Here is a 12,562-nt window from a genome sequence, read left to right as displayed (position 1 = left end):
AAAACCAATGAGCGCTTATCCACGCTCAGTGTTGTTGGCAGACCCCAAAAACTCCAACAGTTCATTTTTAGGCATCGGTTTTGCTAATAAAAACCCCTGGACCTCATCACATCCAAGCTTTTTAAGCACCTGCGCCTGCTCTTGAGTTTCTACGCCTTCTGCAATTGTTTTTAAGCCTAAATGACGCCCCAATGAAATCACCAACTCAGCAATTGCACCACTATCAGAATCAGGGATGCCTTTTACAAAAGCTCGGTCGATTTTTAATCTCGCTAACGGTAACTGCTGTAAATAACTCAAAGAAGAAAAGCCTGTGCCAAAATCATCAATGGCCACTTCCACACCAAATGACTTTAATTCACCCAGTGTTTCTATAACCGTCTTGATTTCATCCATTACCACACTTTCGGTTACTTCAAGCTCGATTTTTTCTGGCGCGACTTGATGGCTGAGAATGGTATTTTTAACTTGTTCAGCATAGTTACTGACTTTGAACTGCGGCACGGAAACGTTCACGGCAACACTGATATCAATATTTTGAGTACTTAATTGCTGTTGTAATTTACAAGCTTGCTCTAACACCCATTGGCCGATTTCCACGATTAGACCTGAGTCTTCCGCTAGTGGTACAAAAATTCCCGGAGAGATATAGTCGCCATTACCCGAAGGCCAACGTAAAAGCGCTTCACAACCAATAACTCTGTTGGTCTCCAAGCTAAATTGCGGCTGATACCAAACTTCTAATTTATGCAGTTCAAAATCTTGCCTGAGCTGGCGAATCAAACCCAAACGCCAAGCCATTTTCTCTTCTAAGTCTGGGGTATACCAATCTAAAATTTTGTTCGCTTGTTTGGCCTGATTCAATGCAATATAAGCCAATTTTAGTGTTTCAAGACCTAAATGGTGAAAATCGGCTTGTCGACATACACCAATATGAAAGTGCATTGTTAAAACGTGCTCACCTACCTGATAGGGCACTGTTAATATATCGATGAAGTTTTGTTCATCAAAAGTATGTGTCGGCAACAACAAACCAAAGACATCAGCACCAATTCTTGAGAGTAACTTACTTTGAGGAAACTCAATACATAATCGCTCTTTAACAGCCAACAGCAGTAAGTTACCAACTTCTTGACCAAGCCCATTGTTAATATCAGAAAACTGAGCAATATCTAATAGTACGAAAACCAGCTCATCGCTGCCGTTAGGCCTGTAGTGCTGAGCAATTAAGTCCACAAAATTGGCGCGATTTGGCAAACGAGTCAGAGTGTCTTTGTAGGCAACATCGCGTAATTCATTAATGAGTTTGATATTATCAACGCCAACACCTACGTTAGTTAAGAAAATCTCAGCAAACTGAAGCTGCGAGGCACTCGGTGCGTGGTCAACCTCTAAAAATATGGCTGCTTTGCGACTCTTACCCTTGAGTAAAAAAGTAATGTCATGCCCAGTGTGTTGATGGACTTCTCTATCGAAGCAATTTTGAACCTGCATAATTACTCGTCCATTGTCGAGTTGCTCTAGGCCCTCGCCAATGAATTCGTCGTACTGCTCTGTACCACCAAAAATAATCACGCGAGATCCACTGCTGATACCCGCAACCAAGCCACTTTCTTGAGCGCCAATTATTTTGGCCAACTGCAACACCACAGCCTTACCAAAAGACACCATATCGGTGTGCCCTAAAATGGCTTGAGATGCGTCAAGGATATTAGTCAGTGCAACACTTTGCTGCTCTAATTCACAAATTTGCTGGTAGGATCTGATTGCGGTCATCAACGAAGTCACCAACTTACCACGTGTAAGTTCGGTTTTCATTTTGTAATCATTGATGTCGTACTCGCGGATAACTTTTTCTTCAGGTGCATACCCCGGTTGCCCTGTACGCAAAATAATGCGCACAGCATGGTTGCCAATTTCTTCGCGAACTTGCTTTACAACGTTTAGCCCAGCATCATCACTTTCCATGACCACATCGAGTAAAAGGACGCACACCTCTGACCTGCGCCGCAGTGATTCCACTGCTTCTTTACCAGAGTATGCGTGATGGAACCTTAACGTTCTCCCCCAAAACTCGACACCAGATAAGGCAAGCTTAGTCACAGAGTGTATTTCTGGGTCGTCATCAACAACCAATACATCCCAGTAACCCGTTACATTTTCCTGGGTATCATGGGAAACCTCTTGATCTGCAAACAAAAAATCTTCTTGCTCAGACGCCATCATCCACCTTATGCTTAATCACATCAATTCTGCAAGAGCAGCTTTCTCTATGGTTCATCTTATAAAATATGATAGGTTTTTACTATCGCGATCTACATTCGTTAACACCTAAGTAATATTATAGACGATGTTCAAATACTTGCGCTTTGTTGAGGTGCAAATAAAACGCAGAGGGAGGCAGGGTGCAATTCATTCAAACGGCTTTAAAAGTGATTATTTTTAGCTTACTTATTAGCTTAATCATTGTAAATATGCTGCCTACCACCTACCGAATTACAGTCTCTGCCCCCATGCCTAGTGAGCACATGAATGCAGCGCCGTTTATGCTTTCGACAAAAAATTGGGTGCAAGCTTTCAGTGTTTTACAGTCTAGTAAAATTCAGCTGCTGTCGACACAAAATGCGGAAAAAGTGGGGGGATTTGTCGCATTCAAACACTCAGCAGGCCGAGTTGATGCAACATTGGTTGAAAAGCAAAGCAGCGAACTTCAGTATCACTTGCGTTTTCACGAAGAGCACCAAGCCAAAATGCGTATCCTCCTACAACAAAAAACCCAAAATATCACCATCACGATCCAAGGCGAAGTGCTTTCTCCTGTCATTGGTGGTTTGAATGCATTGCTTACCAAACATTATTTAGAAAAAATAGTACAAACTGCAGTCAATGAAATGAATTCACAGCTCAAATTACAACAAACGGGGCATAAAAATGACAATTAAAAGCGCCCAAGCCCGTTCTAGCTTAGCGTTACTGATAGAAGAAAAGCTCGGCTATGCAATGATTAAACAAGCTCAGCCCATGCAATCAGGTGGACGCTATGCGACGTCAAATACGGCCCAGCAAACTAGCTTTTTTGTACAAAGCCAGCATAGCCCCCTAAAGCGCGCTTTAAAAAGACAGCAACTGCAAAAAATTCAGCGCCAACAAAATATTGAGGCTGTAATGGGGATGTCGCTTTCTCTGTGCCCAGATGTCACCAGTCGCGGTCGACCCGACCCCGACTGGTTAGAGCACTTCATTTCGCTTGCGGAAGATATTGCTAATCATACAATGCAAAAACTATGGGCCAAGATTTTAGTTGGTGAGTCCATAGCCCCAGGCACTTTTTCAATAAAGAGCTTACAGACACTCAAATTGATGACCCAACGAGAAGCCGAAGCTTTGCAAAAGTGCGCATCTCTTTGTGGTTATTTAGAAAAAGAAGACAGTTATCTGATTATCCTCGGATACTACAAAAAGCCTTCAATTTTAGACTTATTGAGAAAAGGAAGCACAGAAACAATCAATCTGGCGCAAGCAGGCTTAAGCTTCCCACACATCCTGACTCTGATGGATATTAATTTGATGTATCGACAGGAAATTGAATCCACAAGCCTTCAAAAAGGTCAATCCCTCACGCTCATCTATCAAAACAAAAAAATAAACTTTGAGGCCAAAAGCAACGATCTCGTACTCAGCTACTATAAATTGACACAAACAGGGGATGAACTGAAAAAACTCATCAATACACCCGTCAACAAAACTTATCGGCAGCTACTTAATAAAACACTGGAAGAGGAGTTCACACTCACTTTCGAATAGAGTTGATAACAAAAAGCCCTGTGACAACGTTTGGCTATCACAGGGCTTAAACATGCTGCTTCGCTCAGTTTTTAGAAATGAACCTGTAAACCAGCAAATGGACCTGACGCATCAATGTCAGAATCAAAGTCGTCGATATCGTCTAACTCTAAAACAAGAGAACGATACCCAGCTCTCACGGCAACATCAACCGCTAGGTTATCGATAAACTCCCAAGCGACACCAATTTGATAGTCTTGGATTTTACTATCGTCTATTGCCAATAAGCTACCCTCTGCAAAAACACTCAGGCCAGTTAATGGTAAACCAACCTCAGCTCTCAAATAACCAAGAGGAACAAAGCCTGAAAAGTCGACAGTTTCAGTCACCGTCGTGCCATTTACATCACCCGTTACGGTAACATCAGCATCGAATTGTTTAGCATTAATACCAAAATCAAAAGAAACTAAATCGTTGTCAAACAACTCATAGTAAAAAATGTAGTCGATGTGATTTAAATCTGCGACTGTGTTTGCCTTTGTGCCGACTGTGAAGTTGCTGTCGCCAAATTCAAACGTATCTGTCAACGTCGTGCTACCCACCAGCTCAAGCTCAGTGTATTTCAACTTAACATTAGGCACCAGTGGCACAGGATGCTCTAAGGCAGCGTAAAAGCTTGAAAATGTCTCATCTTCAAAATCGAATGATTGAAGATTACCTTTTTCAGCAAAGCTGCCTTCGGGGTCATTTTGCCACCCTTCTGCTCCTAAATATAAACCTAATAAAGTATCAGCATGTGCTGCAGGTGTAAGGCAAGCCAAAGACAACGCTGCCGCTAAACAATACTTTTTCATTTTTTTATCCTTGCGCTAAAAGTTCACTGAGTTCAATAAGAGCTGCATTTGCTCTAGAAATATAATTTGCCATCACCAAAGAGTGATTGGCTACAAACCCAAAGCCGCTGCCATTTAGAATTACCGGGCTCCAAACAGTTTCCTGTGTAGCTTCTAGCTCCCTGATAATCTGTTGCAAGCTAACTTTGGCATTTTTCTTTTCTAACACATCCGAAAAGTCATGCTCTACTGCTTTTAAAAAGTGTATTAATGCCCAAGTCGCACCGCGAGACTCGTAGAAAACATCATCTATTTTCCACCATGATGTTTTTACCATAGACTGTTGAGCACCAGCTGTCGCTTGCACAGCCGTTGACTCTCCAGCCAAATCGGTATTAATTCTTTCTTGTCCGACACTGGCACTAAGTCGTTGACTTAAACTACCAAGGCGTTTTTCAGCCTCTTTGAGCCACCCTCTTAAATTATCAGCCCGGGCATAAAACTGGCTGTCGACCTGATTTTGATTCGAAATTTGCGCTTGATATTCATGTAAATAATTAATGCCCGCTTGATACTCACTTTCCGCACTGGGCAATATCCAAGCTGTAGAACTAATATTAAATTTCGGTTGCGCTTTTTTTAAACTCGGATGTTCCGTCGATTGTGACTGTGAGCGACTAAAATCTTTTCGCATAGACAATGCTAAATCTCTAGACATCTCTAAAACACCAAACTCCCATGCAGGCATATTATCCATTAATACACTCGGAGGTAGTACATCATTAGATAGATACCCACCTGGTTTATCCAACAATGTTTGCATCACTTCAATCAAGGTATTGCTAGTAACATATCCCGTCACTAAGGTTTTCCCTTGAGCATCAGCACGTAACTTAGCGCGTTCTACAACATCAAATTGTTCAGGTTCAAAACTCCAATATACTGCCAATACATAACCTAAAATCAGCACACCTGACAGCGCGGCAAATACCTTGCCCTTGTATTCTTTCATCCTAACTCCTAATGATGATGATGGTGTGACTCACTTGAAAATGCATCTTTTAACGAAACAACCTTTATTTCATTTTCAACTTTCTCACCATCAGAAAAATATAGTGTGAGTTTACGGGTTTCGCCTACTTTTAACTTAACTTTTGGATCAAACCCCATTAAATGATGCCCTCCTGGCTTAAATTCAATGCGCTGCTTTGCAGGTACTACAAGTGCTTTAACGGGCTGCATTTTCATCATTCCATTGCTGTGAATATGCTCATGAATTTCGACGCGCCCTAGACCTTCTATTTTTGCACTAACAATCGTGATCGGCTTCTCTGAGTTATTAAATACCGTCATATAACCCGCAGTTGACTTTGCAGCCGGTAGAAAAGCTCGAATTTTTGCTTGTGATACCTGAAGATTTGCTGAATCTTGTGTTGCATGGTGGTGGTGTTCATGCCCGTCATGTTGATGATTGTGAGCGACCCCTAAGCAAGAAAACGACAAAAGTGATACAAATGCAAAAGCTTTGCGCATAGCTGGATTCCTTAATTCTGATTAAAACAGTATTAGACGCTTTGATTATACAGCGCTTGAATACTGAATTCACAGTAAATTATGTGGGTATTCTCCTCAATCAATCAGTGCTCAGAACTTTTTTCAAACACTAGCCAAGCTAATGTCACCAATAAGAAAAGTGGAATTGCAATCATGGCGGAGTTAAATAAAAACGCCAATACTAGCCCAATGAGCACAACTAACCCGACACCCAGTATTCCTACACTGAGTAACGCCACAATCGCAAATCCAACTATCATTAATATCAAAAAGCCAAATAGCTCAATTCCAACCCACCCTAGCCCTTGAAATAGCTCTGATAAACCAAGTGTTGTTAAAGGAAACGACAACCATGAAAATAACAATAAAACCAGCAAGGAGCTTATAACAAATGCCATAATTTTCATCGCACCCTCTACTTCTTATTTGACATACATAACCACCCAATGCCATATCCTATGATGCATGGCCAAGTAAACTTTAGTGCCAGCAATACAACAAGCAATCTGACGAGCCATACAGGTAAATCGAAGTGCATTCCTAATTGAGCACAAACACCAGCAATTTTCTTTTGTGCCGCGGGGTGCTTTGAATCTCTAACTCTATCTGAGTACATAATATTCACTCCTTAGTTTGACAATGTTTTATTTGTCGGTGCAGCGGTAGCCTTGTCTTTCAGCGCCTGCAACATAGAAGAAACTTGCTCTTGCCTCAGCAGAGTGTTGAATTCAAATTTTACTTTCTTTGTCTGCCCATCTTCGAATTGTGCTCCTTGTGACGAATTGTCCTCCGTTTTGATTAATCGGTTTTCCCAATTCGTTATGTGAGACGCCAAGTCTCGTACCACAGGACTGTGCAAAGCCTGCTTTAACTTCAATCTTGCTGACAGACACTCTTCTCGAATTGACCGATTCATTTTTACTTGAGTAGACTCAGTGTGTGAATGTAATACAGCGTATTCATTTTCAAGCTCACTGAGAGAATTTGATAGCTGCTGCGCATACTGCTGCACTTGCTGTACTTTATTTTCGCATGTTAGCTTTTCACGCAAAGCAGCTTTAGCTAAGTCCTCCCGCCCCTTCTCTAACGCAAATTGCGCTTTTTCATACCAGTCATTTATAGCTTTTTCATAACTTGCGATTTGTCGGCGAACAACAGATTCTTCGACTTTTAACTGTGCAATGAGGGACTGAATTCTCGACACGCTCGTCTTCATGCGTGATCCTGAACTTACAGAGAGCGCTGATTTCCCCAATAAAGTGTTTATTTCTGTTTTGATTAAATCTTCTATGCGGTCGATTAAAGCCATAACATGTTCCTTAGTAACATATAGTGACTTTAACACTCCAATCTTTATGCCAATGATAAAATCATTTAATTATCAGATAATTAGTATAAAAAGCAGAGGGGAGAAAAAATGTGGATTATTAAATTGTAGTTGAAAAGGCCAAAAAGTAGTCTTTTTGGCCACTGCCACTTATTTGTGCTCAGGAACAAATGTCAGCGCTTTTTCCATAACACTGATATCTGCCTCTTTTTTATGTCCATTTTCAGATAGGTGACGCCTAAAGCCGCGTGCACCAGGCTGATTCTGGAAAATACCTAGCATATGTCTTGCGATATGCCAGAAGTTTGCACCACGAGTCATTTCCTGCTCAAAATAGTCATACATGCTGCGGACAATCTCATGTCTAGTCTGAGTAAATGGCGCATCCCCATATAGCTTTTCATCTATTTGAGACAGCAAAAATGGGTTGCTATAGGCCTCTCTTCCTATCATCACTCCATCTATATGATCTAAGTGATGTAAACACTCATCCAGTGTTTTTACACCTCCATTAATACTCACATGTAGGTGTGGATAGTCTTGCTTGAGTTGATATACACGTGGATAATCCAGTGGTGGGATCTCCCTGTTTTCTTTTGGACTCAAGCCTTGAAGCCACGCTTTTCGCGCATGGATAATAAAGTCGTCACACCCGACTTGGTGAGATGCCTCAATCAAATTGGTTAAAAACTCATAGGAGTCCTGCTCATCAATTCCAATACGAGTTTTCACTGTCACAGGAATTGACACTTCAGCCTTCATCGCTGCAACACATTCGGCAACCAAATTTGGCTCAGCCATTAGACATGCACCAAAACGTCCATTTTGCACTCTATCAGATGGGCAACCTACGTTCAGATTCACTTCGTTATAGCCATACTCTTGAGCACGCCTAGCGCATTCAGCCAAAGCTTTTGGGTCAGAGCCACCAAGTTGCAATGCTACTGGCATTTCATGCTCACCAAATGCCAGATAATCACCTTTGCCAAAAATAATTGCACCCGTTGTGATCATTTCTGTATATAACACCGCATGCTTACTTAGCTTACGGTGAAAAGTGCGACAATGCCTATCTGTCCAATCTAGCATAGGTGCAACGGAGAAGCGCCTAAACGCTGAATCACTGGTATTTACTGGGCTAGTGCTTGATTTATCTGAGTTTTGCATACAACCTCAATCCGCCTCAACCCCCTCGAATTTGACTGAATTAGACACTACAGTCACCCTCAACCGGGTAGGACAAATCAACATCTTAGGGATTAGAAATAGCATCGTTTAGAATTGAAAAACGAAAATTAAAATCTAACGAAACACGCTATAAATGCATAGTTCGCGAGAAATCCAAGGGCGTAATTATACACAACGAAAGTAAAACTTTCAGTAAAAAACCATCAATAAGGTGAAAGGAAAGTACAGGATCTGTAATGGTGGTATACGCCCCTGACACACCGTATGTTAGCGGAAGACGATATTGAAGGCACTAGCAAAACAGAGGTAGCGCTAACTTTCAACCTCAACATAACCACTAAAGTCAGTGCCACCGTCCTCCATTCTTACTTCGCTTGACAGTTAAAACACGAGGCCACGGAATATGTCCTTAGAAGAAAAACCCTCTAGTAAAAGCACATCTCAATGTTGTATAAGTATCAACTATTACTTCGTCCATTATTAAAAGATGCCTGTTGGCCAAAGATGACCTAAAAAGCTGGCTTGTTCTTGTGTTAACTACTTAAGAGATTTACTTTTATCTTTAATATAAAGCAATCTTATAAAACTCTGATTTAAACCAACACAAAAAAAAATTAAAACCAGTGCTAAAATCAAAAAAGCCTAACAAAAAAGAAAAAACATTAAAAAACAACACCATTAAGTATCTAAATTTAATACCATTGAAAAGGTAACAAGTAGAGTAACGCGGCTAATTGAAAATCGGTTAGGAGAGTGTACTTTCAGAGAAAAAAAGGTTAAATGACAAACAAACCAACAACTTAAACCTCTTTATCTCACCTATTACCTAAGTCAAAATGCTTTTTACCTAGAAACAATTTAGTTGGATAACTTATTAATATGATAAAAGCAATAATATTACATATGAAAAAAGAGGCAGCAACGAATGAGTTTAGTATACTGTAGCTAATATCTAAGTATCCACGCACTACTAGTTGAATAAAATACAAAGATAATTCAATAAACATTAAATATGACACAGTCCTTGCAATATTTGAAAACCCACATTGCCTTATAGCATGCAGTAAAAATAAAGAAACAAAGAAAAAGGTTAAATTAACCATACCTAAAAAGTAATATAATCGGCGAAGTGCAATTTTTTCCATCGGTAAAGTTATTATGTGATCAGAAAGTATATTGCCTATGATAAAAAACACCACCGTGCATAGCGCGGTAAGGAAACAAGAGTGAAGTGTATGATCGGCTTTAGTTCTTAAACTACTTTTACCACCAAAAAACAGGCTGAATTTTCTTTCCCAGAAAATGACCATTAAAAAGAGAACAACCAATGAAAACAATGCTCTAAATACCCAATCAACATAGGCAAGAATTTCATTCATATTTGCCTGCACCCTTCTTTAAAGTGTTATCGTCCTTGCTGTAAAAGCCATCATCCTTGCTGTAAAAGCCATCATCCTTGCTGTAAAAGCCATCATCCTTGCTGTAAAAGCATCATCCTTGCTGTAAAAGCATCATCCTTGCTGTAAAAGCATCATCCTCGCCATTTGTGGCGGCGCCTTACTCACTGAAGTTCCACCAGCAATTACTTTAACGTCTTTTGACGATAACTGCTTCAATTCTTTCTTTTGAAGTTTCACTTGCTGATTTCCTTAATGAATATTTTCATTTAAAGGAATGTAACAACCCTATTTTTTTAAGTCAAACAAAAGGCTTCTGCTTACTTTTTCAGCAGAAGCCTTTGATATTCATATTTCCTATTCACTTTGCTAATCAATTAGGAAGTGTCAGTCATCATCAGAATTGTTAGCCATTAAACAACAGTAAGATCAACTATGCTTGGTATCCTTCAGGGTTGTTATCTTGCCAATGCCATGAATCTTTCATCATACTGTCGATACCCCTTTCCGCCTTCCAATTAAGTTCTTTCATTGCTTTTTCTGGTGCTGCATAACAGGCAGATATATCCCCAGAACGACGTGGCTTTATATCATATGGAATGGCTCTGTTTGACGCTGATTCAAAAGCTTTTACCATATCCAATACAGAGTACCCATTACCTGTTCCTAAATTGTATATATGCACGCCATTAAATTTTTCGAGTCTATCTAGGGATTTTAAGTGACCCAAAGCAAGATCAACTACATGAATATAATCACGCACTCCTGTGCCATCATGAGTGTCATAATCATCACCAAACACCCCTAAACGCTCTAACTTACCAACCGCAACCTGTGTAATGTACGGCAACAAGTTATTTGGAATACCATTGGGATCTTCACCTATCAAACCAGACTCATGGGCACCAACAGGGTTAAAGTAGCGCAATATCGCGACAGCCCAACGCTCATCAGATTTTGCAAGATCCTGTAACATCATTTCAACCATAAGCTTCGAGCTGCCATATGGGTTCGTCGTGCCACCAACGGGAAAATCTTCACGGATAGGTAAACTTTGCGGATCACCATATACAGTAGCTGATGAGCTAAATACCAACTTAAATACATTCGCGTCACGCATGGCATCTAGCAGAGTCAAGGTACCTTGTACATTCGTTTGGTAGTACTCAATAGGTTTTTGAACAGACTCACCAACAGCCTTAAGGCCCGCAAAATGAATCACTTGATCAATAGCATGCTGTGCAAATACTGAGTCTAGAAAAACACGATCTAAAATACTTCCTTTATAAAACGTAACGTCCTTTCCTGTAATACTTTTAACTCTGTCCAATGCAAGGGCTGAAGAATTAGCTAGGTTATCAACTACAACCACTTCATCACCTTTATTGAGTAACTCAACAACCGTATGCGAGCCAATATACCCCGCACCACCTGTTACTAAAACTATCATGTTGACCCTATTAAATAATAAAAAATCATATGCGCTACAGCTTTACTGTAAACGACAAAATACCAAGATTATCGATCGCAGACAAAAGCCAAGGTTTCTTCATGGAAGCTTAGTCGGGTAATATTTGCTTTGCAATAACCTTCAAAATTGCGCCACAACTTTACGGATTTTGGCGCATCTATATTTCTAGTAAACACTTTATTATCAATGGCGTATGCTAACGTATCGCTATCAAGCCAAGTGTAATCTTTTACGCTACTTGGCAGTTGAAAATGTTTCTTTACAGAACCTAGTCGTTTTGAATACGTAGCGAACCACTGCTCACCGTGTTCAACAAATGTAAAGCTATACATATTTCTTTTTGCATTGAAAGCGAGGCTGCGGCCAATGTCTTTAGCAATAACCTTGGGTAGGTGACCCGACAAATCGGTGAATTGTAATGTGTGAGGCTCTCCCAAAATAAACATTATTAAATCCTCACCTTTGCCCCATGCATGGTAACCCACAGGCTCGATATGCTCAAAAATACGCTCGGGTTTTAACGACGCTTCTTCAGGGTAAAACCACAGCCTTTGCTTACCTGACGGCTCAACTACAATCGCAGACACCCCATCTTTGTGCGGATAAATTGTTGGGGAGTATTCGGATTCCGGCGTATTGGTTAAATTGGTATGAGAGTTGTCAGCAAACCGATACAAAAATAGATCAGTCTGAGAGCGCTCTGCGCTGGTGATCTCTTTTGTATAATAGACACCTTCCGCACTTACCAATGGCTGGTTATGGTAGGCATCATCGCTTGTCAGTGGTTTGACAGTAATTCCATTGTCGTGGCTTTTTGCTAACCAAATTTGGCTTTTCGGCATAGCTGCATGAGCTTGTGGTATTAGGCTGCAGGCAAATAGTGCGCCAAGCATGACTTTAAACATTATGCGTCCTTTTTTATTTTTGATCTTACCGAGTAGCCAATCAAAAACCAATAATTTATCACGTTCTCTTGGTTTTTTTACACACACAAAACACCGTATACTCG

General features: G+C 40.5%; 14 protein-coding genes. 2 read left to right on the top strand and 12 right to left on the bottom strand.

Annotation, left to right across the window (positions count from 1 at the left end):
* Positions 1 to 15 precede the first annotated feature (15 nt).
* Complete coding sequence (locus J8M00_RS17515) at positions 16 to 2,223, bottom strand: GGDEF/EAL domain-containing response regulator (protein ID WP_211011835.1); 2,208 nt, start codon at positions 2,221 to 2,223, stop codon at positions 16 to 18.
* Between the two features lie 182 nt (positions 2,224 to 2,405).
* Between J8M00_RS17515 and J8M00_RS17510 the strand changes: the two genes are divergently transcribed.
* Positions 2,406 to 2,942, top strand: coding sequence for a hypothetical protein (locus J8M00_RS17510; protein ID WP_211011834.1), 537 nt, complete (start codon positions 2,406 to 2,408; stop codon positions 2,940 to 2,942).
* On the top strand, positions 2,932 to 3,804 hold the full coding sequence (locus tag J8M00_RS17505; protein WP_211011833.1) for a TIGR03899 family protein: 873 nt from the start codon (positions 2,932 to 2,934) through the stop codon (positions 3,802 to 3,804). Before J8M00_RS17510 ends, J8M00_RS17505 begins: the two co-directional genes overlap by 11 nt.
* 71 nt (positions 3,805 to 3,875) lie before the next feature.
* Here the strand turns inward: J8M00_RS17505 and J8M00_RS17500 are convergent, their stop codons facing one another.
* The 11 genes from J8M00_RS17500 to J8M00_RS17455 form a co-directional block, all read right to left on the bottom strand.
* Complete coding sequence (locus tag J8M00_RS17500; protein WP_023400743.1) at positions 3,876 to 4,637, bottom strand: TIGR04219 family outer membrane beta-barrel protein; 762 nt, start codon at positions 4,635 to 4,637, stop codon at positions 3,876 to 3,878.
* Between the two features lie 4 nt (positions 4,638 to 4,641).
* A complete protein-coding gene (locus tag J8M00_RS17495; protein ID WP_211011832.1) occupies positions 4,642 to 5,628 on the bottom strand; it encodes a DUF2333 family protein in 987 nt (328 codons plus the stop codon).
* Positions 5,629 to 5,636: 8 nt separating this feature from the next.
* On the bottom strand, positions 5,637 to 6,149 hold the full coding sequence (locus J8M00_RS17490; protein ID WP_211011831.1) for a copper chaperone PCu(A)C: 513 nt from the start codon (positions 6,147 to 6,149) through the stop codon (positions 5,637 to 5,639).
* Positions 6,150 to 6,253: 104 nt separating this feature from the next.
* Positions 6,254 to 6,568 carry a hypothetical protein gene (locus tag J8M00_RS17485; RefSeq protein ID WP_247687445.1) on the bottom strand — a complete coding sequence of 105 codons (315 nt, stop codon included), beginning with the start codon at positions 6,566 to 6,568 and terminating at the stop codon, positions 6,254 to 6,256.
* A gap of 17 nt (positions 6,569 to 6,585) precedes the next feature.
* Positions 6,586 to 6,786 carry a PspC domain-containing protein gene (locus tag J8M00_RS17480; protein ID WP_211011829.1) on the bottom strand — a complete coding sequence of 67 codons (201 nt, stop codon included), beginning with the start codon at positions 6,784 to 6,786 and terminating at the stop codon, positions 6,586 to 6,588.
* 12 nt (positions 6,787 to 6,798) lie between these two features.
* On the bottom strand, positions 6,799 to 7,479 hold the full coding sequence (locus tag J8M00_RS17475; protein WP_211011828.1) for a PspA/IM30 family protein: 681 nt from the start codon (positions 7,477 to 7,479) through the stop codon (positions 6,799 to 6,801).
* 168 nt (positions 7,480 to 7,647) lie between these two features.
* Positions 7,648 to 8,664 (bottom strand): tRNA dihydrouridine(20/20a) synthase DusA, encoded by a 1,017-nt coding sequence (dusA, locus tag J8M00_RS17470; protein ID WP_211011827.1) that lies wholly within the window; start codon positions 8,662 to 8,664, stop codon positions 7,648 to 7,650.
* Positions 8,665 to 9,500: 836 nt separating this feature from the next.
* Entirely contained in the window at positions 9,501 to 10,064 is a 564-nt protein-coding gene (locus J8M00_RS17465; RefSeq protein ID WP_211011826.1) for a hypothetical protein, read from the bottom strand.
* 132 nt (positions 10,065 to 10,196) lie between these two features.
* Positions 10,197 to 10,322: a hypothetical protein gene (locus tag J8M00_RS28485; RefSeq protein ID WP_282099821.1), complete on the bottom strand. Its 126-nt coding sequence runs from the start codon at positions 10,320 to 10,322 to the stop codon at positions 10,197 to 10,199.
* Between the two features lie 193 nt (positions 10,323 to 10,515).
* A complete protein-coding gene (gene galE, locus J8M00_RS17460; protein WP_211011825.1) occupies positions 10,516 to 11,532 on the bottom strand; it encodes a UDP-glucose 4-epimerase GalE in 1,017 nt (338 codons plus the stop codon).
* Positions 11,533 to 11,600: 68 nt separating this feature from the next.
* A complete protein-coding gene (locus J8M00_RS17455) occupies positions 11,601 to 12,458 on the bottom strand; it encodes a hypothetical protein (protein ID WP_211011824.1) in 858 nt (285 codons plus the stop codon).
* Between the last annotated feature and the right edge of the window lie 104 nt (positions 12,459 to 12,562).

This window comes from Pseudoalteromonas luteoviolacea (genome assembly GCF_018100925.1).
In the GTDB taxonomy this organism is placed as follows: domain Bacteria; phylum Pseudomonadota; class Gammaproteobacteria; order Enterobacterales; family Alteromonadaceae; genus Pseudoalteromonas; species Pseudoalteromonas obscura.
The sequence above is the reverse complement of the archived record's forward strand: the minus strand, read 5'-3'. Positions and strand labels throughout refer to the sequence as shown.